Here is a 23,108-nt window from a genome sequence, read left to right on the forward strand (position 1 = left end):
AACTTAGCCGTTTCCACGGCTGATGGAATCATTGTTTTGCCCAAGATCGGCCTTCTTTCGGATTCACATGGCCGTGCCGCAACCACCCGCCGTGGGGTTGACGTGCTGCTTAAGCAGGGTGCGGAAGTCTTGATCCACCTCGGGGATGTCGGCACCGTCGAGGTGATCGATGCGCTGTGCGTGGAAAAACCCAACAGCGAGGACCAGATCGAATCCCATTTGGTGTTCGGCAACACCGACTGGGACATCGACTCGTTGGCGGAATACGCCGACGACCTGGATGTCGCGGTGGACCACCCCGTGGGTCGGCTCCAATTGGGCGACGGCAAAGACCTTGTCTTCTGCCACGGGCACGAATCCAAGCCGATGCAGCAGGCGCTGGCCGACGGGGCAAAATACCTCTGTCACGGCCACACCCACGCCCAGGCAGACGACCGGCAAGGCTCAACCCGGGTGATCAACCCGGGGGCGTTGTTCCGGGCGTCGGTCTACAGCGTCGCGGTGCTGGACACGGCAACCGATCAACTGGTGTTCTTTGAGGTCGAAGCGGTTTAGGACAAGCCCGTACGCCTTTGGGAACAACGTCTTACGTTAAAATGAGGCGTCTCCCGGCAGGCCCGTGGCTGGATGGGATCATTGTCGTTAAGATAGGAAATTAGGAGCAAAGCAGCGGCTCGTGGCGGCGGGTTGCTGGGGATTCTGGAATCAATGGCCGATCAGTTCAGACAATCCGATGTGGGTCAATCCTTCGACTACAGCACGCTGAACGTGCGTACCTTCGTGGCGGATGATCAGTCTGAAGTCCTGCGGCTGTACAACGATGGGCTGTTGGCGGGCCAGATCGCACCGAACGACACCGGAGCGGACCTAGATCACGTGGCCGAGGCCTACTTCGACGAGCCCCGGCACCACTTCTGGGTGGCCCAGGTCGCCGAGCAGATCGTCGGCATGATCGGGGTGGGCTCGGATGAAGAGCACACCGCCGAGGTCCGACGTCTCCGCGTGGACCCCGCCCACCAGGACGGGCCCGTCGCCGAGCAGCTCCTCGAGTCGGCGTTAAACCACTGCAAAAACAACGGCTACCTGAAAATCCGCCTCGACACCCGCTACGAAAAGACCGCGGCGCTCGGGCATTTCGACCGGATCGGATTCCAGCACACCCGCACCCGCACCGCCCCGGGCAAGGAAGTCCTGGAGTTCTACCTCGACCTCTACCGCCAGCACGAAGATCAGCCGGACGGCACCCCCACTTCCTGATCGGTATTGGGCTGAATGCTGCTCTTGCGCGACGTTGCTCAGCGTAGCTCAACCCATCCTCAAAATCTTGCCCCTGAACGCCGTTAACTACTGAACTCACACGGCTTTTGGGACGTATCAAACCGATCGACGCGGGCCGTACTCGCCTTGATTCTCTGCCACCTACCCGCGTATCCTTTACGGCCCCGATCCTTTTTTCGATCCCAACCTTGCCGCCCCTTCGGGTCACCACGAGCAGGACTTTCGTACATGACCGCCCTCCCGCACGATCACACCCACGACCACGCCCATCCCGCCCCAGCTGCTCCCAGTTCGCCCGACACCGGCGACCGCAAGGTCGACCTGAAGATCATCGCGGTGTTGTTCGGCTGCACCGTGCTGATCACCGCCGTTGTCGCCCGATTCCTGTTCGACACGCCCGACTACTCCAACCTGCTCGCGATGGCCGCCGCCATCCTGCTGGGCTGGCCCATTGTTTACGGCGCCGCCAAGTCGCTCATCACCGGCAGGTGCTCCCACGATCACGGCGAGGCCTGCGACCACGATCATGATCACGTTCGCTCCGACAGCCACATGGAAGAGCTCGTTGCCCTGGCGATCATCGCCAGCTTCGCTTCGGGTGAATACCTCGAGTGCGCCGCGGTCGCCTTCTTCATGCTGATCGCGTCGCTGATCGAGCACCGCACCGCGGTGGGCGCGCTCAAGTCGATCGAGTCGCTCATCCGCATCACCCCGACCCGGGCCGTGAAGCTTGCCGATGACGGCAGCGAATCCGAAGTCCACGCCGCGACCCTCGTGCCCGGCGACAAAGTCGTCGTCCTCCCCGGCGACAACATCCCCGGCGACGGCCAAATCAAAGAAGGCGTCTCCACCGTCGACGAAGCCAACATCACCGGTGAATCGCTCCCCGTCGAAAAGTCGCCCGGCGACGAAGTCTTCGGCGGCACCATCAACGAGACCGGCCGGATGGTCATCGAGATCACCCGGGCCGGCGAAGACTCGACCCTCGGCAAAGTGCAGGGCCTCATCCTCCAGGCCGCTCAAACCCGCCCCGCCGCGGTGCGTGAACTCTCGAAGTACGCCGCGTTCTACACGCCCGTCGTCGTCATGCTCGCCGGCATCATCTACTTCTTCTCCAAAGACCTATCGAACAGCATCAGCCTGCTGCTGATCGCCTGCCCCTGTGCCATCATCCTCGCGGCACCCACCGCCGTGGTCGCGGCGCTCTCGTCCGCGGCCCGTTTGGGGGTGTACGTGAAGTCGGTGGCCGAGCTCGAAGTCGTCCGCCGCGTGACCGCCTTCGTCTTCGACAAGACCGGCACGATCACCACCGGCCAGCTCGCCGTCACACGTATGAAACCCATTGACGGCATGGAGGCCGCCGACCTGCTGCGTTACGCCGTCAGCGTCGAAGAAAACTCTCGCCACCCCGTCGCCCGGGCGGTGGTCGCGATCGCCAGTAAGGCCAAGATTCAGGCCGGCAACACCGACAACGTCGAAGAAGTCGCGGGCCGCGGCATGAAAGCCACCGTCGATGGCAGGGCCGTGATGGTCGGCCGTCAAACCTGGCTGCAGGAACAAGGCGTCGATCTTTCCGCCGCCGACATCAGCGAAGGCGAAGGCCTGTCGCTGCTGTTTGTCGCGGTCGACAACCAATACGCCGGCTGGCTGGGCATGGCCGACCAACCCCGTGAGCAGGCCGCCGCCGCCATCGCCGAACTCGGCGAACTGGGCGTGAAGCGCCGCGTCATGATCACCGGCGACCGCCAATCCCCCGCCGCCCGCGTCGCCGCCGCGGTAGGCATCACCGACTACTCCGCCGAGGCCCTGCCCGGCGACAAGCTCACCCTCGTCGAAGACCTCAAGAAGGCTGGCCACACCGTCGCGGTACTCGGCGACGGCGTGAACGACGGCCCCGCGCTCGCCGCCGGCCACGTCTCCATCGCCATGGGCGCCGCCGGCTCGGACGTCGCGGTCAACTCCGCCCGCATCGCATTGATGAACAACAACCTCGACCGCTTGCCCTTCCTGGTCATGCTGTCGCGCCGCACCGTGGCCATCATCCGTCAGAACCTGATCGCCACGATGATCTACATCCTGTTCATGCTCGCCCTGCTCGCCGCCGGCGTCCTCACGCCCATGTGGGCCGCGATCGGCCACGGCATCAGCTCGATCCTAATCATCTTCAACTCCGCCCGCCTCGTCCGCGTCGGCGAAGACCTCGAGCACCACGACGATGTCGTCGCCAAGACCGAGACCGCCCGCCCCGTGCAGACCACCCGCGTGGAACCGGCCCCGCCGGTCGCTACTGCTTAAGCGTCGTCATTGGTTCTCGAACCTGCCGCTCCGCGCGAGCATCAACTACCACCCGATCACGTACTTGCTGCGCTTCCCCAGCGCCTGCTTGACCGCGATCGAAACGACCAGGCTCAGCCCGAAGACAATCACCGCCTTGATCGGGAAGATCAGCCCGCCCGGCACCATCGGCTCCAGGTAGTCGGTCGTGTCGAAGTAGTGCAACCCAAACAACACCCAGGGGTGGATAAAGAACAACGCGAAGCTGCACGACGCGATGAACTTAAGCCAGCGCAGCTCCAGGTGATCGATCTTCGAGAGCAGCGACAACGCAAAGAAGATCAGCGCGATCTTTTGCAGCAGCATCAGGTCGATGCCGTTGTAGGCGAGCATGCTCTTCTTCTCGTAGTTGCCCTGCTGGCCCACAAAAAACGCCTGTGCCGCGGCGATCCCCAACACGATCAGCCCCAGCAGCACCGTCCGGTTGCGGATCACCTCCAGCACCTTCGTCTGGTGCTGCGACACCACGATCCCCAGCATGTAAAACGGCACGAAGTACACCACCGAGTGGATCGGGCTGATCTGCGCGAGCGGCCGATGCACCCACATCGAAACCCCCATCCACGCCAGCAGGATCCCGCCCTGCCACGCCGCGGGCAGCTTGATGTAGCGGATGAACATCGGCGACATCAGGAACACGATCGTGATGAACGGGATGTACCAATACGCGGTCAGGATCCGCCCCGTCCACACATACTGAATCAACAGCTTGACGTTATGAACCAGGTCGCCCGACTGTCTTTCGAGGTAGCGGTGCGACTCGTCCAACGCGACGACGATCACCAGAAACCCCAGCACCGACAGGATCAGGTACGGCAGAAACACCGCCTTGGCCTTCTTGGTCAGGAACTTGCGGTAGTGGTACCGCGGGTAGAACACGTGGTGGAAGAAGAACCCGGAGATGAACACGAACATCGCCGTGCCGCCCGTGATGAGGTTGCCCAGCGTCAGCTCGTAGGGCGTGTCCTGCTGCCACGGCCAGTAGCTGTGCCCCACAACAATCACGATGATCGCAAACGCCCGGAAGTAATCGAAGTAGTTCAGGCGGACCCGCGTGGGTTTGGGTTGCACGGGTTCGCCGGCACCGGTTTGCTCGGGGGCGGCAGATTCTTTCTCAGGCGAATCGGACGCGGCGGGTGGAGTGAGGCTCTCTTGCACGGCCGGTAGCGTAACGGCGATGCCGCTCGGCTGTCTACCGCCGGCATCGCCGCTTCCCGAAGCGTGAGAAACGTTGCACGCAAAGAACGCAAGCCCCGCAAAAAAATCGAGCATCCGCGCAAGACCGCAGGCTTCCCGGCGTATCCCTGGCAACCCCAAGGAGAACCCCCATGCTCACCCGTTTACTGGCCGTCCCCGCCCTTGCCGCCGCTTCCCTGTTCGCTCTGCCCACGGCCGACGCGGCGCCCCTCAACATCCCCGGCTGCGTCGCGGCGCTCCCCGGCACAACCGTCGCCGCCGAGCCGCAACTCGCCGGCACCGTGATCCACGACGAGATCCGGGCCCTGAACTTCGTCGGCGACCCGATGGACCCCACCACCGGCTACGCCACCAGCCTCCAGATCCGCGTCGTCCGCTCCTCCCTCGATAACACGCTGGACTTCTACTACCGCTTCCTCAACAACGACGAGTTCACTTTCCCACTCGGCTCGGTCGATGCCTTCGGCTTCCAGGGCTACGACGCCAACGTCAACTACCGGACCGACGGGCTCGGCGACACCGCCCCGACCACGGCCCTCCGCTCGGTGGGCGATGGCGACGGCATCCGCTTCGCGTTCTCCGCGGGCACGATTGTTCCCCCCGACCTGCCCGGAGCCAACAACAGCACGCGCTTCATGTTCATCGATACCCAGGCCACAGAGTTCGACATGAACGGCCACATCAACGTCCACGCCGGCCTCGCCAACTTCGACCCGGCCCTGGCCACGCTGATGAACACCCCGCGGCCGATCCCCGAGCCCGCCTCGCTGGCGATCCTCACGATCGGCGGCGCCCTCATCGGACAACGCCGCCACCGCCGTCTCGACTAGTCCAAACGAACCCGCCTATCTTCGACGGCACAAGGCCCCGCTTACCCGCCCGAACCGGCGGTAAGCGGGGTCACCACATAGCTGCGGATCGCGATCGGCCCGTGGTCGCCCTGGATCGCGATGGGGCCCGTGGCTTCTTCGCCCCGCAGCGGCGCGGCCCGCGTCGGACCGGTCACTTCGACATCGGTCTGCACGAGTTGGCCGTTGACGTGCACGGTTTTGAAGCGGGCGTTCTGCGTCTTCTTGCCCTCGGCATCAAAACGCGGGGCGTGGAACACGATGTCCATCGTCTGCCATTCGCCGGGCGCTTTCGCGGCGTTGACCTTCGGCGCGACACCTTCGTAACCCTGCGGCAGGCCTTTGGCCTCCGCGTCTTCCTTGCTGCGCCACCGCTGGTAGACGCCGCCCAGGTCGGAGTGCTTCACCTCCGGCTTGCCGTAGCTGTCGAGGATCTGGATCTCGTAACGCCCCATGACGTAGACCCCCGCATTGGAGCCCTTGGGCACCATGAACTCGAGCTGGATCGACACGTCCTGGAACTCCGCCTCGGTGAAGAGGTAGGCCGCGCGGTTCTTCTCGGCGCCGTTGAACAGTATCGAACCGCCCTGCTCGACCGCCTCCGCCACGAACCGGCTTTCCCCTGCCACGGCCTCGACCGAGTCGGCGACCATCCACCCCTTGGCGGGCCGGAACGAGCCGAGGATGTCGTCGTGGATCAGTTCGGTCTTGCCGGACTGCGAGGTCGGGGTGTATTTCAGGATACGCCCGAACTTGCTGTACTCGGTCATCAGGATGTTGCCGTCGGCGTCAAACGCGATGCCGTGCGGCGACGTGACGATGCCTTCCCGCCACTGCTCGGGCGGGGTGCGGTTGCCGTTGTACTTGTCGTCGTTGGTGCCCATCGTGGTGTCGATGTTGCCGTCCTTGTCGAGCACGCTGATCCGGCCGTGGATCTCGGCGATGGCGACATACGGCCCGTGGAACGCCGCGGCCGAGGGGCGACGCAGGTCGGTGGCGAAGTCGCCCAGAAACTCGCCGTCCAGCGACAGGTGCACCAGCCGCAGGTTCGCCCGGTCGCACCCGAGGATGCGCGGCTCGTCGTAGCGCGGGTCGATATGGATCTTGTGCAGGTTCTTGAAGTTGTACGGCTCGGCCCGGCCCACCCAAGTCTCGCGGTAGCTGCCATCCGCGTCGTAGAGGTGGATGTTGTCCGTGGCGTAGCCGTCAACCACGTAGATGGTCCCGTCCGGCGAAACCGCGCACGACGTGAACCGCGGGTTGATCTCGTCGCTGTCCTTCTTCTTCCAGAAATACTTCTCGGGGATCGCGGTCACCGGCGTGGCGAAGACGACCGTGCCGTCGAGCTTCATCTTGGTGAGCGTTCCCGACCACAGGCCGACGCCGTAGAGGAACTCGCCGTCGTCTTCCTGTTGGATCACGAAGCCGTGGAAGTCTTTCGGTGCGCCCGGCACGTTACGCAGATACTTGCCCTCGGCCGAGTACACCTGCAGGCCCGGCTGCTCACCGCCCATGACCGAGACGTAGATCTCGCCGTTGGACGCAACCGCGATCTCGCCGTGCCCGTCGCCGACGGTGCCCCACTCTGCGGGGACTTCGGGGAAACCGGGCTGATGCTCAAACTCGTGAGCGACAACCGAAGCGGAGACAGACATCGCAGCCAGGAACACAAAAAAAGATCGGATAGTCATGGGTAAGGATTCGCGAAGGGGGAAGCAGGTTGTGGGCGATTAAACATTTGACAATATCGCTCGAAGGAGCGTGCCGTATTCTACCTTCACTTCGCCCAAAGTCCGAATCAACATTTGGCAGCGCAGAGCGCGGCATGCTCACCCATGACTAAATCAACCAAAAGCGGGGCTCAGCGTTCCGCGACGAGGAGGTGGGCCTTCGCTTCGCCAAGGTCCATCCCGTTGAACAGCAGCAGGCGGTCGAACTGCAGGCCCTGCGAACGGCCCGCGATCTCGACCGAGTAGATCCCCGGCTTGGGGAACTCGACCGTCAGCCAGGCGTGCTTGTGCTTCACTTCCACGGTACCGTTGGTGCCGAACGTGCCTTTGCTCCGGCCGACGAACTTGTTGAAGCCGGTGATCTCACCGTGGCCGATCTGCGTGGCGTCGGGGAAGTTGATCCAGACGTCGTTGGCGTGGTCGCCCGCCACGCCGTCGGGCTGACGCATCGACCATTTAATCGTGTACCGACCGGGCTCTTTGATCTTGATCTTGCCCTTGAGGCGGTGGCCGGTCACCTTCTGGTAGCTGTTGTTGGCGGTGTAGGTCACGTAGAAACCGCCCGACGCGAGCTTGTCCTTCTTGATCTCCCAGCCCGAGCCGATGTCCATGCGCTCGGCCTCGACGACGATCAGGTTCCCGGTCATCTCGCCGACGACGAGGTCTTCCAGCGGGCCCATGCTCTCACCCATCAGGTTGCGGAGCTTGTTCGGGCTACCGTTTTCGTCGTTCAGCAGCAGGAAGTAGACCATGCCCGCGTCCGACACGTCGGCCTTGTTGTAGGTGTGGGCCTGGATCCGGGTATAGAGCCAGCGGAAATCCGGGTCCGGGCTCTCGCGGAGAAAGCCAAACACGTGGAAAGCCTTGCCCGCGTGCCAGAGCACCTGCGGCTTCTCGGAGGCGTTTTGGTCTTTGATCTTGATGTAACCCATACCGTCGTTTTCGAAGAACGGCTTGAAGTCGTCGATCGTGCGGTGGTTGTCCTGGATCAGCTGCGTCTCGTTGTAGATCGAGTGCGAAATGATCGAGGTGTACTGACGTTTCGAAGGCTCGGCCGCCGCGACCGCGCGGTAGATCGATTCCACTGGCCCCGCCGCGATGATGAACAGGTGGCTGTCCTCGCTCGACGCGTTGATCGCTGCGGTGAGGTTGGCGATGCCCTCGTCGAGCTGCTTGGTCAGGTCGAAGAACACCTCGGGGTTGAAGCCCCATTTGTCGATCGCGGGTATGACGCTGGGGGTCATGCGGTCCTTGTCTTCGGGCACCGGGCCGACGTCGAGCCAGTTGTTGAAGTCGAAGTGCACGAGCTGGTCCTGCACGCCCTGCTTGGCCATGATCGCCAAGGCCACTGCCGACGCCCCGATGTCGTCGGGGTCCGCGACGGTGTGTTTGTTGTTGGTCCGCGCCGATTCGCCGTTGCCATCCATCGACACCGCGATCCGGTCGTTGGGCCGCCAGGGCGATTCGACCGCCAGCGAAGCAGGGACACAAACCGCCACCGAAAGGATCGACAGCGCCACCGTACGAAAAACACATGCACTCATTGGAAGAGGTCCGGGAGGGAAACGGGGGAGGGGAACAAAGGGGAGAAATCAGAGGAGGCTGAAATATATCAGCAGGCGGAGTACGGGGCAATGAAAAAATTGGAACAGTTCAAATCACGTCACACGCGAAGTGCGAAAACACCGCTGCCGCCCTTAAGGCTCGCACAACGGTGTTGATACAAGTGCGGCACGCAAAACAAATTGCCAGCGACGAGTACGCCGCTGGCAATTCAGTGTGAAGGCTGTTGAGAAAATGCTGGGCTTCAGGAAAGCTTAGTGGCCGGTGTGGACGTTCCAGGCATTGATCACCATCGCGGCGTCCGCATCGGCGACCCCGGCACCGTCCACAGCAAACAGATTGTCCTGCGCGGTCACCGCATTGTTGCCGTACTTGGTTTGCTCGACAAACTCGGAGGTTGCAAATTCGACGGAGTTGTCGTTGCGAGAAATGCCTCCACGCCAATCACCTGAGTTCTGCTCGGTCCAAACAGAGCTAATCGTGGCATCCAATCCACCCGTATTTTTATCCGAGATAATTGCGGCTGCCGTATTGAGTGTTTCTTTCCACTCAACCGCACGTTCCCGGTCAGGAACAACCATCCCTGGGGTTGGTCCGGGCGGGCCGCTATGTAATTGGATCATGGCATAAGAGAAATTGAAATTCGTAATTTCGGGTACCGCAACAGAAATGTCCGCAGGTTCAACACTCTCGTCGGCAGGGCTATTGCAATATTCAGGAGGAAAGAAGTCGCCGTTTACCATCAATGCCACGCTGAGGTTGGGCAGTGTGGGTGTGCCGCCAAACTGGGTACCAGAGATAGGTGCCAGACCTGGGTGGAAAGTCCCATCAGGATCGATCCCGGGGAAGAATCCGTCTTTGCCGCCTGTCTTGTTGGATTGAGCGAACGTAACCATCCCTTGATGGATGCCGCGGATCTGGGTGTTGCTGGCCATTTGGCGAGCGGTGCGGCGGGCGGCGCCGAGGGCGGGGAGCAGGATGCCGATCAGCAGCGCGATGATCGAGATCACCACGAGGAGTTCGATAAGGGTAAAGCCGTGACGCTTGGGCATGGAACAGACTCCAGATGAGAGTAAGAAAAGGAGGATGGAATCGGAGACGGTTGAACCCCGGAGATGGAACTGATCGTTCTCATTGTAAGCCAGAAAATCCTCATAAAAAGAAGATTTGGTACATTTTTCCAATTTTGTTTCAGAGTGTTCCAATTGGAAATCCGGGCTCCCAATTCAGCTCCACCCGATTGAGCGGTGTTCCAATAATGGCCTCCGTTCAACGCTCTCGCGGCCCAAATTGTCAAAGAGCGAACGCTCGGCATCGAACACCTGGCATGTATCGGCCCACACCCAATGTTCCAAAGTAAATGCCGTCGTCCTCGACCCGCGTGCTGGGGGTGGCCGCGCGATTACGCCACGGTCCATCGTGTCTGTTGCCGGCAAGGTGGCTCACCGACGAACGCCGAAACCCCCACGCTTGAAAACGCGAGCCCGGCCTTCCCCACGCATCTCACAGAACGGTCCTTGCCTGCAACCGTCCCGCCGCCGCGGGGTGCCGAAAAAACTTTCCTCCACCAGGGGGCGGCGTGTCACGAACGTGCGCACGCCTGCGCCACCCACACACACAAACCACTCCGTAAACACGCGATAAAGCGTGAAAAAAAATTTCTAAACCCACTCCATGAGCCCGCTCTGTTGTGCGCACGCGCGCGACGCATCGACGGCAAGATGAAACTTGCAGAACTTCTACCTCTCCATGCAATGACTCCTCGGCTAAGCCGTTCGACCAAAGTTCCCGGGATCCCTCAGCCTCTCCATCTCCCCGCCTAGGGGAATGCCCCGCCTCGATCCCCTCCGACTCACCCTCCCCGCCCATCAGCTTCCCCCCACACTCCGCGAGAATCTCGATGCCCAAACGCGTGCCGCTCACCGTTACCGCTGCCTTCCAGCTTGTCACAGCCTTTGCCCTCGCCTTCGCCAGCCTCACGGTGAACACCGCCCGCGCCCAATCGGTTCAGCCCAACATCATCTTCATCATGGCGGACGACATGGGCTGGGCTGACCTGAGCACCGGCTTGACCAACTACGGCGACCCCAGCGACTTCTACGAAACGCCCGCCCTCGAAACGCTCGCAACCCAAGGCATGGCCTTCACCAACGCCTACGCCACGCCGACCTGCGCCGCCACGCGTGCCGCGATCCTCAGCGGGGCCTACGCGACGCGCTCCACCAACAACGTCTACCAAGTCGGCTCGCTCAACCCCGCGAGCCAAACCAACTCAATGCTGGTCGGCCCGTCCCAGGGCACCAACGGGTCCAACGACAAACTGTCCACCGCCACCATCACCCACGCCGAAACCCTGCAAGCGGCGGGATACACCACCGCCACCGTGGGCAAGTTCCACGTCGCGCCCAACGCCAACCAAATCATTTCCGATCACGGCTTCGACGAAAACTTCGGCGGACAACAGGCCGGGGCACCGGGCAGCTACCACGCCAACAACGGCGTCTTCGGACCGGCCATCCACTCCAGCCTCGACCCGTTCGCCAGCAACTACACGCAGGACTACGTCGACAACAACATCAAACCCTACGCCAACGGCACCGACGTCGCGGCCATCGACGCTCTGGTGGGCACCGCCAAGCACGTGACCGACGCCTCCACCGACGCAGCGATCGACTTCATGACCCGCAACGCCGACGATCCGTTCTATCTGCAGTACAGCGCCTTCGCCGTGCACACCCCGATCGATACCGCACAGGCCAGAGCCGACCTGCTGGACAAGTACAACAACCTGTCGCCAGGCACGGAAGACTCCAACGCGTCCTACGGCGCACTGGTTGAAGGACTCGATCAAGGCGTCGCCCGGCTCATCGATCACCTGCAAACCACCGCCGACCCGCGCAACCCCGGCCAAACCCTCGACCAAAACACCCTGGTCATCTTCTACTCCGACAACGGTGGGCTTGAGCCGCAAACCAACCTCAGCGTGTTGAGCGGCCAGAAGGGTGAACTCGATGAGGGCGGCATCCGCGTGCCCATGATCGCCTGGAGCGGCAACAGCGATCTGGTGGATGGCGGAACCGTCAGCGATGCCGTGGTGATGCCCACCGACTTCTACACCACCTTCGCCAGCCTCGGCAGCGCGACCCTGCCGACGTCCCAAGCCTTCGACGGCGAAGACCTCTCGGGTGTGTTTGCCGATAGCAGTGTCACCCCCGACCGTGACAACGTGTACTGGCACATGCCCGGCTACTCCCAGTCCGGCCGACAACGCCCGCAGAGCGTCACCCGCTCGGGCGATTGGAAGCTGCTCTACAACTACGAAGACCAGTCCTACGAGCTCTACAACCTGGCCACCGACCTCGGCGAGACGAACAACCTCGCCGAGGACGAAGCGTTCGCCCATATCCTCGCCGATCTGGGAGGCGACCTGCTGCAGTGGCTCGACGACACTGACGCCCCGCTCGCCACCCTGCGTAGCGGCCTGCTTGAGATCATGATCGACGGCCAGGCCTACGCCAACGGAGTTATCACCGAGTACGACCAAGAGATCGTCACCATCGCCGCAGGCGAAGAGGTGCCCTTCGTGCTGAATACCAACGTGATCCCCGAACCCGCCAGCGCGGCATGCCTAAGCCTGTTGGCGGGCCTGGGGCTGTCGCGTCCGACACGTCGCCGCACGTCGGACCACTAATCGCAGCGCGAAACTTGATCGATCCAGACACAATTCATGGATCGCCTGACGGTATATTGGGTGGATCACCGCGTCTCGCTTCGTGTGTCCTGCCCCCTACCCGAGATCAATGAATGAGTGTTCGCCGCTGGCTTGCTGTGCTGGGTTGTGTGTTGATGGCTGCAGCGGCGAGCGGGGAGAACGCCCAGCGTCCCAATATCGTGCTGATCATGGCGGACGACCTCGGCTACGGGGACACGGGGTTTAACGGCAACACGCTGATCCAGACCCCACACCTCGATGCGTTGGCCGCGGAAGGGGTGACACTCACGCATTTCTATTCGGGCAACTCGGTCTGCTCCCCGACGCGGGCAACGGCGTTGACCGGGCGGCATCACGACCGCATGGGTATCTGGAACGCCAACGTCGGGCACCTGCCCAAACAAGAAGTCACGCTGGCGCAGATACTCAAAGCCAAAGGGTATGCAACGGGACACTTCGGGAAGTGGCATCTGGGGACACTCAGCCGAACAATGTCGTCGAAGGGCGAACGCCGGAAACCCGCCTTGAACTACGCCCCGCCGTGGGAGCGGGATTACGACGCGTCGTTTGTCACCGAATCGGCGGTCCAGCTCTGGGACCCGGGGCTGGGCAAGCGATCGACCAATAACCCGTTTTTCGAGAACGGCGTGGCGCTGGACGGCGACGACCCGAGCCTGCGCGGCGGGGCGTCGCGGGTGGTGGTGGATCGTATGGTGCCGTTTGTGGAGACGAGCGTAGAAGCGGACACGCCGTTCTTCGCGGTGTGCTGGTTCCATGCGCCGCATACCGATGTGATCGCCGGGCCCGAGTATCTGGCGATGTATCCCCGGCACGGCGAGGCGGCACACTACTACGGCTGCGTCACCGAGATGGACGACCAGGTGGGCAGAATCGTGAAGCTGCTCAAAGACCGTGGCGTGTTCGACAGCACGCTTATCTTTTTCTGCTCGGACAACGGACCGGAGGGCAAGCAACCCGGCGGCCGCAACATGGGCGAGACCGCGGGCTACCGTGGCCGCAAGCGTGCGTTGTACGACGGCGGGGTGCGTGTGCCGGCGTTCGCGGTGTGGCCGGGCATGATAGAGTCGGGCACCAAGAGCGACGCGGTGCTTAGCACGCTGGACTACTTCCCCACGGTGCAGAACATCGTTGGCTACACGATGTCCGACGACCGCCCCCTCGACGGCGAAGACGTGCTGGACATCCTCACCGGAGACCGCGACCAACGGACAACGCCTCTTGTGTTTCGTTACCGCGGGAAGTTCTCCTCTTGGATCGACGGCCCGTACAAACTCGTGATGCCGGCGGGCGAGCTGTACGACATGGAGAACGATCCGTTCGAGACGACCGACGTCTCGGCCGAGATGCCCAAGAAGACCGAGGCGATGACCCAGGCCTTGGCGGAACGTTTCGAGAGCATCCGCGCGAGTCACGCGGGGGCCGACTACGGAGACGCGGGATTCGAGCCCGTGGACCCGTGGCGCCCGTTGCAGCTGCAACCGAAGGAGTCGCCGTGACGAAGCAGTTGGTTTTGCTACTCGTGATGCTGTTTACTTCGGCTGCTGCCCGAGCAGATCGACCCAATATTCTGTTCATCTTCGCCGACGACATGGCGTGGGACGCGATGAGCTGCATGGGCTCGGAAGCGCAGACGCCGCACCTCGATGCGCTGGCCCAACGCGGCGTGCTATTTGCCAACAGCTACAACATGGGCGGCTGGGGCGGAGCGATCTGCGTGGCGAGCCGGTCGATGCTCAACACCGGGCAGCGTCTTTGGCAGGTTCAGCCTCACGCCAGCGCGATGCAGAAGTACAAGCGAAACGGCGAGACCGGGCCGTTGCCGGTGGACGCGGGCACATCGTGGAGCCAGTGGCTCGGCGAAGCGGGGTACCACACTTACTTCACCGGCAAGTGGCACGTCCACCTCTACGATGCCGAGCAGGTCTTCCGGGAAACCGGCACCGTCCGCCCCGGCATGCCCAACCAGACCGACGCGGGTTACAACCGGCCGCAGGGGCCCGACGATCAGAACTGGCTGCCGTGGGACCCGCAGCACGAAGGCTTCTGGAAAGGCGGCAAGCACTGGAGCGAGATCACCGCCGACGAGGCGGTGGATTACCTCAAGCATTCGGCCCAGCGCGACGAGCCGTTCTTCGCCTACGTCGCGTTCAACGCCCCGCACGACCCGCGGCAGGCGCCCAAAGCCTACGTCGACCATTACCCGCCCGAACGCGTCACCGTGCCCGAGAGTTTTCAGCCGCTGTACCCGTATGCCGAGGCGATCGGCTTACCCCAATGGCAGCGTGACGAGAAGCTGGCGCCGTATCCGCGCACGCCCTATGCCGTGCAGGTCAACCGCGCGGAATACTTCGCGATCATCTCTCACATGGACACACAGATCGGGAGGATTCTCGATGAGCTCGAAGCCACCGGCCAAGACGAGGACACGCTGGTCATCTTCTCGGCCGACCACGGCCTGTCGGTCGGGCACCACGGCCTGATCGGCAAGCAGAACATGTACGAGCACAGCCTCAAAGCACCGCTCATTATTGCTGGGCCGGATTTGCCCGTGGGTGTGCGTCGATCCGAGCGTGTGTACATCCAGGACATCGTGCCGACGACGCTGGATTTCGCGGGCGTCGAGGTACCCAAACAAGTCGCGTTCCGTAGCCTGACCCCCCTGCTGCGCAACGCGCCCTACGAGGAATACGACACGATCTATGGGGCGTATCGCAACCTGCAGCGTGCGGTGATCCACGAGGATTGGAAGCTGATCTACTACCCCGCGGTGCCGAAGTATCGGCTGTTCGATCTCGCCCAAGACCCACAAGAGATGAACGACCTGGCGGACGATCCGCGGTTTGCCGAGAAGCTCAGCGCCATGAAATTGCTTCTGACCCAAGAGTTCGAAACCCAGGGCGACCGCGCGATGTTAAGTAAGCCGCTGAAGTAACCCTTCCCCCTTTGCCGAAAGCGACACGACCCCGAATGATGCGCCACGCTCTGCATGCACTCCTGGCTTTGCTCTTTGCTGTTCCACTTTCAGCGGGGAACCTCGATCCCGCTCGGCCGAACGTGATCGTGATCTACTACGACGACATGGGCTGGGGCGATATGGGGGCGAACGTGGCGAGCGAGTTCGCCGTGCCCGAAGGATCGAAGTATCTGGAGGCGGGCGCGAAGTCGTTGACGCCGTACCTCGACGCGTTGGCGGCGCAGGGGATGCGATTCACCAACGGGCACTCGGCCGACGGGGTGTGCACGCCGTCGCGGTACGCGTTGATGACCGGGCGTTACTGCTGGCGGACATGGCTCAAACGCGGTGTGACCGGGGGGTACAGCCCGTCGTTGATGCAACCGGACGAATTCACCGTCGGGAAGATGTTCCAGAAGCAGGGCTACCGCACCGCGATGGTCGGCAAGTGGCACATCGGCATGGAGTTTCAGGACCGCGAGGGCAACGCGGTGAAGATCCCGAAATACAGCGCCGAAGTGCTGGCCAAGGACCAGATCGATTTTTCTCGGCCGGTGCTGGACACGCCGATGCACACCTCGGGCTTCGACTACTTCTTCGGGACGTCCGCGTCACTGGACATGCCGCCCTACGCCTGGCTCGAGACTCGCGGCGATGACGTGCATCTGCTCGTTGACGGTGCGCTGGTGATCGAGGGCGAGGTCGATTTCACCCAAGGCCGAGTCGCGATGAACGCAGACCTGGATGAACGCAAGGGGCTGCGCGAAGAGATCCAGGCGTTTGCGCGGGACGGCGTGATCGATCCGACCTTTGTGTTTGCGGACTACCTGCAGATTCAGGCGGCGAAGGTGGCCGAGGTGATCGCCGAGCGTGAAGCCGACGGCCAGCCGTTTTTCATCTACGTGCCGATGCCCGCGCCGCACACGCCCCACACCGTGCAGCCCGAGTTCGTCGGCAGCGCTGGCTGGACCTACGGCGACTACGTCGTGCAGACCGACTACTACACGGGAAAGATTATCGAGGCGTTGGGCGATCCCGCGGACCCGAAGCGTTTGGCGGCGAACACGGTGGTGTTCGTGACCAGCGACAACGGGCCGGAGAACATCGCGTATCACTCGAGCCTGGAAAACAACCACGACGCAAACGGCCCGTACGCCGGCCGGAAGCGCGACAGCTACGAGGGCGGGACGCGGGTGCCGTTCGTGGTGCGCTGGCCGGGCGTGGCAGAGCCGGGGAGCGTGACGGACCACCTGTGCTGGCAGGGCGACATCATCCCGACGCTGGCGGAACACCTCGGCGTGGAGCTTGGGGAGCGTGAGGCGCCGGACGCCGAGAGCTTTCTGCCGGTGCTGCGGGGCCAAGCGATGCCCGAAGGACGACGCCAGGCGATCATCCAGCACTCCTCCCGCGGGCAGTTCGCCATCGTCGAGCACACCGGCCGATGGAAGCTCATCGATGGCACGGGCGGCGGGGGCAACAAGACCACCGGCGACGCCGACAACCAGGAAACGCTCGTGGCCGGAACCCTGCGTGGCGAGCCGAAACAGCTCTTTGACCTCAAGGCCGACCCCGGTGAGCGGGAGAATTTACTCAAAAATCCGTCGCCGAGCGTCCAAAAAACTGCAAAAGATTTATATAATCTTCTCAACCAGATCCGTGGCGACGCGGAATGGGGCACCGACGGCAGCAGTTGGCCGGACCGGTGAGGCACCGCTCGGGTGCCGACGTGTGACCCACGGTTTCTGTCCTGTCCGCATCCCAGAGGATCCCATGCCGATACGCTCCCGCCTGCTTGCCTGTCTGTGCGTTCTGTTGTTTTCGCTTAGCGCGGTCGCCGAGGATCGGCCCAACTTCATCGTCATCATGGCCGATGACCTGGGCTACAACGACGTCGGCTTCAACGGCTCGGAGGAAATCTTTACGCCCCGCCTCGACGAGCTCGCGGCCAACGGCGTGATCTTCAACAACGGCTACGTCACCCACGCCTACTGCGGCCCCTCCCGCGCGGGCCTGATCACCGGGCGTTACCAGGCCCGCTTCGGGGTCGAAGTCAACTTTACCAGCTCGCCTTTCGACATCCACCAGGGCCTGCCGCTCGAACAGAAAACCTTCGGCAACCGCATGCAGGCCGCGGGCTACCGCACCGGCATCATCGGCAAGTGGCACCTCGGCGCGTCCTACCCCTTCCACCCCAACAACCGCGGCTTCGACTACTTCTACGGCTTCCTCTCCGGCGGACACGACTACTTCCCCGACACCGTCACCTACATCCACCCGCTCATCCAGGAATCCGGCAAGAACGCGGGCAAGCCGCACTACAGCGCCAACGAAACCACCTACTGGCCGCTGATGCGCAACGAGAACGCGGCGGAGTTCGATGAATACCTCACCACCGCGCTCAGCCGCGACGCCGCTAAGTTTGTCAAAGAGAGCGACAAGCCCTTCTGCCTCTACCTTGCCTACAACGCCCCACACGGCCCGCTGCAGGCACCCAAAGAACTCATCGAAAAATACAACCACATCGAAGGCAAGAAACGCCGGGTCTACGCCGCGATGATCGACTCCATGGATTCTGGCATCGGCATGGTCGTCGATGCGCTCAAGGAATCAGGCAAGTACGAAAACACGCTGATCTTCTTCCTCTCGGACAACGGCGGCGTGCAGCCCAAGCCCGGCTACGAGGGCGAAGACTACGCAGACAACTCGCCCTACCGCGGCGGCAAGGGCAGCATGGTCGAGGGCGGCACCAACGTCCCCTTCATCGCCCACTGGCCCAAGGGCATCCCCGCGGGCACGGTCTACGACTACCCCGTCTCGGCGCTGGACATCACCGGCACCTTCGTGGCGCTGGGCGACGGCGACACCTCCGGCCCGCCGATCGAGGGCAAGAACTTGATCCCCTACATCACCGGCGAAAACACCGAGCCACCCCACGAAGCGATCTTCTTGCGCATGGTCGACGGCGTGAACTGGATGATCCGTACCCCCGAGGCCAAGCTGCTGCTCGAGCGCCCCTTCCAGGCGAAGGACGAAGGCAAGCCCGAACTGTACGACATGGTCAACGACCCCTACGAGACCAACAACATCATCGACGAGCAGCCCGAGCTGCGGGCCGAGCTAGCGAAACTATGGAATGATTGGAACAAAGACAACGTCGGCAACCGCTTCCTGCAAGCAGGAAACTACCAGAAAACCCGCCTGAAGTTCTACGAAGACCTCCAGAAAGAACAAGACGCCAAGGCCGCGAAGTACAAGCCCATCGTCGTCGAGTAATCAATTTTCATCCGCTATAAACAACACCGCCCCGGCTCTCCGCCGAGGCGGCTTTTCTTTGAAAGGTCTCGATGATGAATCGTCTGCACTGGTTGGCGTCATGCCTGCTTCTCTTTGCGTTAACCGCATCGGCCAGCGCCGATGACGCCCGTCCGAACCTGCTCGTAATCATGGCCGACGACCTGGGTTACGGCGACCTCGGCTTCACCGGAGCGCCCGACATCGAGACCCCGCGTCTCGACGCCCTGGCCGCCAACGGCGTCGAGTTCACCAACGGCTACGTCACCCACCCGTATTGCGGCCCATCGCGCTGCGGCTTCATCACCGGTCGCTACCAGGCCCGCTTCGGAGTGGATGTGAACTTCCCCAACTCGCCGTTCGACCGCCACATCGGCCTGCCCACCACCGAGACCACCTTCGCCACCCGCCTGCAGAAGGCCGGCTACCGCACCGGGCTCATCGGTAAGTGGCACCTCGGCACCGCCGCCCACTTCCACCCCAACCGCCGCGGATTCGACTACTTCTACGGCTTCCTCCACGGCGGCCACGACTACTTCCCCAAAGACGTCACCGAGGTCTACGAACTGCTCAAGAAAGACGGCACGACCAACCACCTGGCGGGCAACGACTACAAGAAAGCCATCCACCGCAACGACCAGGTCGCAACGTTCGACGAGTACCTCACCACCGCGCTCAGCCGCGACGCGGCGACCTTCGTGAAGGACAGCGACAAGCCGTTCTGCCTCTTCCTGTCCTACAACGCGCCGCACAGCCCACTGCAAGCACCCAAAGAGCTGATCGAGAAGTACAGCCACATCGAGCACCCCAAACGCCGGGTCTACGCCGCGATGATCGACTCGATGGATTCGGGCATCGGCATGGTGGTGGATGCCCTCGAAGAAGCGGGCAAGCTCGACAACACCTTGATCTTCTTCCTGTCGGACAACGGCGGCGTCACCCCGATGTTCCCCTGGTCGCCCAACGCCGACTGGCCGCGAAACGATCCGTACCGCGGCGGCAAGGTCGCGCTGCTCGAGGGCGGCATCCACGTGCCCTTCATCGCCCACTGGCCCAAAGGCCTACCGGCGGGCGTGACCTACGACCAGCCGGTGATCTCGCTCGACATCGCCGCGACGTTCGTCGCGCTCGGCGAGGGCGACACGCCCGGCAAGCCGATGGACGGGGTCAACCTGCTGCCCTTCGTCACCGGCCAAGCCGACGGCGTCCCGCACGAGGCCTTGTTCTGGCGCAAGTACAACGGCCAGCAATGGGCGATCCGCACGCCCACCGCGAAGTACCTCATGCCCACCCTCGGCCCGCGTCCCGAACTGTATTTGCTCGACAGCGACCCCTACGAAACCACCGATGTCCGCGACAACGAGCCCGAACTGCGGGCCAAGCTCTCGGAGATGTGGAATGCATGGAACGCCGAGAACCAGGCCGCCGTGTACCCCGAGGCCCACGAGTACCAGAAGATCCGGATGCAGATGTTTGAAGACCTCAACCAACGCCTCCGCGAAGAGGCGGAAGCGAAGCACCCCAAGGTGATCGACTAGCGCTCTTGATGTTTAGCGGGTGGCACGAAGTGCCCCGCGTCGATTCATCGTGACATTAGTGTCAACACGGTCGGTTATAAAACGCGGGACGCTGCGCGTCTCCCGCTAAACGCATGAGTCGATTTACAGCTCACGCACCCAGATGTTGCGGTAGCGTACGACTTGGCCGTGGTTCTGCAGGAAGAACGGGCGTTTGGCTTCATGGGGCTCGTAGGGGTGGGCTTTCTTGTGGCGGGTCGGGCCGAGGATTTCGGTGTGGTTCTGGACCAGGACGCCGTTGTGGAAGACCGTGACGTAGGCCGGGCTGACGAGCTTGTCGTCTTCAAAGACCGGGGCCTTGAAGATGATGTCGTAGGTCTGCCACTCGCCGGGCTTCTTAGCGGCGTTGACCAGCGCGGGCGTCTGGCCGTAGACCGCGGCGACCATGCCGTCGGCGTAGGAATCGTTTTCCCAGGCGTCCATGATCTGCACTTCGTACTTGCCCATGAGAAACACGCCGCTGTTGCCGCGCTGCTGCGCGTGGCCCTTGATCTCTTCGGGTGCGGCCCATTCGAGGTGCAGCTGCATGTCGCCGAACTTCCGACGCGTACTCATGCCGTGGGTCTTGGGGACGATTTCCATGTAGCCGTCCTGGATCTTCCACTGCACGTCGTTCTCGGCGTTGGCCCACCACTCGTCGGTGTTCGTGCCGTCGAAAAGCACAATCGCGTCGGAGGGCGGCTCCGCATTCGTGGCCCCGGGGGTGATCACCGGGGGCAGCGGGCGCTCGCGGTCGTGGACATGCCACCCGCTGGGCAACAGCGGCAGGGGCTCCTCAGCGACCTCGCCCGCACCCGCCGCCAACAGCCCGATCACCAAACACACGCTGAATTTCTTCATGGGTTGAACCTCGCTAAAGACACCAACAAAACAAACCTCTCCCGCCGCGTGGCGGAGCTCCAACATTCCCATGATAGAAAGTCGCCCGTCCCAGAGAAACAAGCAAAACGCAACCCCGGCAACCGCGATCGGCGGCCGCACGTGCGAAGCGTAATCAGTGCATCACATCAGCCCGAGCTTCAGACCAGGTTGAGCTCGGTCTTGCGGCCCGCCAGCGCCAGGTTTTCGTTCAACATGTTCTCATCCGCCATGTCGGAGATCACCGCGGAGAGGTTCGGGTTCTGCAACGCGGCGAGGTACGCTTTCTGGGCGATGCTCAGGTCTTCATCGGGGACCATCGCGTTGAGCTTGGCGATCCGCCACTCCAGGGCGTCGACGATCACCGGCCGGGCGACCTTCATCGCCACCACACCCATGCCCGCCTCCGCGGCCTGCTCGATGACCGGGTCCAACGCCAAGTGGTTCACGATGTTGTAGCCGATCATCGCGACGTCGTAGACGCCCGTGCCGACCGCGGCGGTGAGGTTGGCCCCGGCGTCGTTGTGCGCCGAGAACGCCAGCGACCGGGCTTTGCCCGATTTCTTGAGCTCGGCCATGCCTTCGAGCAGCGCCTCGTCGTCAAACGCCTCCGGCGACTCGACGCTGTGCGGGCAGAACAACACGTCGTAGTGATCGACCGTGGTTCGCTTCATGCTGGCTTCAAGGATCTCGTACATCTTGTCCTTGAACTGCTTCTTGCTGCCCGCGTTGTAGCCGAGCTGCTTCATCGCGTTCACACGATACGTGCCGTCGAACGGGCCTTCCTGCCCTTTGAAATAGTTGACGTGGTACCCGGGCCGGGTGTTGCCGCTCTCTTCGAGGAGGCGAGCCGCCAATTCGTCGATCTCGGTCTGCTTGCCATCGGCAAGCGTTTTGTATTTCTCGGTGTACATCCGGCGGACGTAGCCGTTGTAGTGCGAGAGCTTGGTCGTCAGAAAAAAGCGGTCGCGCTGGATGCCACGCTTGAGCAACGCGCCGATCGCCTTCTCGCCATCGCCTCCCCCGTACGCGGTCGCCTGGTCGAGGTAATTCAGCCCGCGGTCGAGGGCCGCCTCGTACAGATCGATCGTGTTCGGCTTCATCAGGTAGCCGCCGTAGACCACCTCCGACACCATAAACCCCGTCCGCCCCAACATGCGATAGGTCATATCGGGGTTCCGGTTACGCCACTCGGGCTCAGCGGCCGGAGCCGCCGGAGCTTTGACCTGCTCTTCATTCGCCGGGGATGTCTTGGTCGTGTCGGCGTGTGCCGCGGCCGTGGGCAAACCCAGCGCGGCCCCCACCGCCGTCGTGCTCTTGAGGAAGTTGCGGCGTGTGGTCCGTGTGGAAGTGGCGTCGGGGTTGGGCATGGCAGAATTACATCTAGGAGAAATAGAAGACGTCGCTTCGTCTGAAGATCAACCAGCGAAGCTTCAAGCAGACACGTCAAATCATATCAGCATCTCGAAGCGAAAAGCGGCCAGCCATTTTCGAAACACCGCCCCTTCCGGCGCATCGCTTCTACCGAACCAGACTTCCAACGGAGTCCCCCGGATCGGATAGCCATTGCATCGTTTACGCCGTGTTGTCTTCGAAGATGCGTAGGTTGGTGAACGTCACGTTCGCCGAGCTGTCACCGTCGTCGTCCGCAGCCAGCACCAGGTGCGTCACCGCGCCCGTGAAGTAGTCGCCCACGCGGATCTGGTAGCTGCCCGAGCCGTTACGCTGCGATTGGTTCGCCGACGA

At 62.6% G+C, this 23,108-nt stretch carries 16 protein-coding genes; 10 read left to right on the top strand and 6 right to left on the bottom strand.

All coding sequences use genetic code 11. The features are described 5' to 3' along the window. The first annotated feature begins 36 nt into the window (after positions 1-36). The 3 genes from HNQ40_RS17670 to HNQ40_RS17680 all read left to right on the top strand — a co-directional run bounded on the left by HNQ40_RS17670 (position 37) and on the right by HNQ40_RS17680 (position 3,573). Positions 37-555, top strand: coding sequence for a metallophosphoesterase family protein (locus HNQ40_RS17670; protein WP_184679136.1), 519 nt, complete (start codon positions 37-39; stop codon positions 553-555). Between the two features lie 153 nt (positions 556-708). After that, on the top strand, positions 709-1,257 hold the full coding sequence (locus HNQ40_RS17675) for a GNAT family N-acetyltransferase (protein WP_184679137.1): 549 nt from the start codon (positions 709-711) through the stop codon (positions 1,255-1,257). A gap of 249 nt (positions 1,258-1,506) precedes the next feature. Next, positions 1,507-3,573 carry a heavy metal translocating P-type ATPase gene (locus HNQ40_RS17680; protein ID WP_184679138.1) on the top strand — a complete coding sequence of 689 codons (2,067 nt, stop codon included), beginning with the start codon at positions 1,507-1,509 and terminating at the stop codon, positions 3,571-3,573. 45 nt (positions 3,574-3,618) lie between these two features. Here the strand turns inward: HNQ40_RS17680 and HNQ40_RS17685 are convergent, their stop codons facing one another. Continuing rightward, positions 3,619-4,770: an acyltransferase family protein gene (locus HNQ40_RS17685; RefSeq protein ID WP_184679139.1), complete on the bottom strand. Its 1,152-nt coding sequence runs from the start codon at positions 4,768-4,770 to the stop codon at positions 3,619-3,621. A gap of 170 nt (positions 4,771-4,940) precedes the next feature. Here HNQ40_RS17685 and HNQ40_RS17690 point away from each other — a divergent pair, with 170 nt between their 5' ends. Next, positions 4,941-5,639: a PEP-CTERM sorting domain-containing protein gene (locus HNQ40_RS17690; protein WP_184679140.1), complete on the top strand. Its 699-nt coding sequence runs from the start codon at positions 4,941-4,943 to the stop codon at positions 5,637-5,639. Positions 5,640-5,680: 41 nt separating this feature from the next. Here HNQ40_RS17690 and HNQ40_RS17695 read toward each other — a convergent pair whose 3' ends face one another. The 3 genes from HNQ40_RS17695 to HNQ40_RS17705 all read right to left on the bottom strand — a co-directional run bounded on the left by HNQ40_RS17695 (position 5,681) and on the right by HNQ40_RS17705 (position 10,002). Then, on the bottom strand, positions 5,681-7,348 hold the full coding sequence (locus tag HNQ40_RS17695) for a family 16 glycoside hydrolase (RefSeq protein WP_184679141.1): 1,668 nt from the start codon (positions 7,346-7,348) through the stop codon (positions 5,681-5,683). A 170-nt stretch (positions 7,349-7,518) separates the two neighbouring features. Further along, the gene (locus HNQ40_RS17700) at positions 7,519-8,931 is read right to left on the bottom strand and encodes a hypothetical protein (RefSeq protein ID WP_184679142.1); all 1,413 of its coding nucleotides are present in this window, start codon (positions 8,929-8,931) and stop codon (positions 7,519-7,521) included. A 273-nt stretch (positions 8,932-9,204) separates the two neighbouring features. Then, positions 9,205-10,002: a type II secretion system protein gene (locus tag HNQ40_RS17705; RefSeq protein WP_184679143.1), complete on the bottom strand. Its 798-nt coding sequence runs from the start codon at positions 10,000-10,002 to the stop codon at positions 9,205-9,207. A gap of 848 nt (positions 10,003-10,850) precedes the next feature. Between HNQ40_RS17705 and HNQ40_RS17710 the strand changes: the two genes are divergently transcribed. The 6 genes from HNQ40_RS17710 (at position 10,851) to HNQ40_RS17735 (ending at position 20,465) form a co-directional block, all read left to right on the top strand. Beyond that, complete coding sequence (locus HNQ40_RS17710; RefSeq protein WP_184679144.1) at positions 10,851-12,641, top strand: sulfatase; 1,791 nt, start codon at positions 10,851-10,853, stop codon at positions 12,639-12,641. Positions 12,642-12,754: 113 nt separating this feature from the next. Then, on the top strand, positions 12,755-14,179 hold the full coding sequence (locus HNQ40_RS17715; protein WP_221435613.1) for a sulfatase family protein: 1,425 nt from the start codon (positions 12,755-12,757) through the stop codon (positions 14,177-14,179). After that, entirely contained in the window at positions 14,176-15,615 is a 1,440-nt protein-coding gene (locus HNQ40_RS17720; RefSeq protein WP_184679145.1) for a sulfatase-like hydrolase/transferase, read from the top strand. The genes HNQ40_RS17715 and HNQ40_RS17720 overlap by 4 nt, the downstream gene beginning before the upstream one ends. Positions 15,616-15,650: 35 nt before the next feature. Next, entirely contained in the window at positions 15,651-17,342 is a 1,692-nt protein-coding gene (locus HNQ40_RS17725; RefSeq protein WP_184679146.1) for a sulfatase family protein, read from the top strand. 64 nt (positions 17,343-17,406) lie between these two features. Then, positions 17,407-18,909 carry a sulfatase family protein gene (locus HNQ40_RS17730; RefSeq protein ID WP_184679147.1) on the top strand — a complete coding sequence of 501 codons (1,503 nt, stop codon included), beginning with the start codon at positions 17,407-17,409 and terminating at the stop codon, positions 18,907-18,909. Between the two features lie 71 nt (positions 18,910-18,980). Further along, positions 18,981-20,465, top strand: a complete 1,485-nt coding sequence (locus HNQ40_RS17735) for a sulfatase family protein (protein ID WP_221435614.1) — start codon at positions 18,981-18,983, stop codon at positions 20,463-20,465. 123 nt (positions 20,466-20,588) lie between these two features. On the opposite strand, the gene HNQ40_RS17740 is transcribed toward HNQ40_RS17735, so the two are convergent. Both HNQ40_RS17740 and HNQ40_RS17745 read right to left on the bottom strand, forming a co-directional pair. Further along, positions 20,589-21,344 (bottom strand): 3-keto-disaccharide hydrolase, encoded by a 756-nt coding sequence (locus HNQ40_RS17740; RefSeq protein WP_184679148.1) that lies wholly within the window; start codon positions 21,342-21,344, stop codon positions 20,589-20,591. A 179-nt stretch (positions 21,345-21,523) separates the two neighbouring features. After that, positions 21,524-22,732, bottom strand: coding sequence for an aldo/keto reductase (locus tag HNQ40_RS17745; protein ID WP_184679293.1), 1,209 nt, complete (start codon positions 22,730-22,732; stop codon positions 21,524-21,526). Positions 22,733-23,108 lie beyond the last annotated feature (376 nt).

This window comes from Algisphaera agarilytica, assembly GCF_014207595.1.
Classification (GTDB): domain Bacteria; phylum Planctomycetota; class Phycisphaerae; order Phycisphaerales; family Phycisphaeraceae; genus Algisphaera; species Algisphaera agarilytica.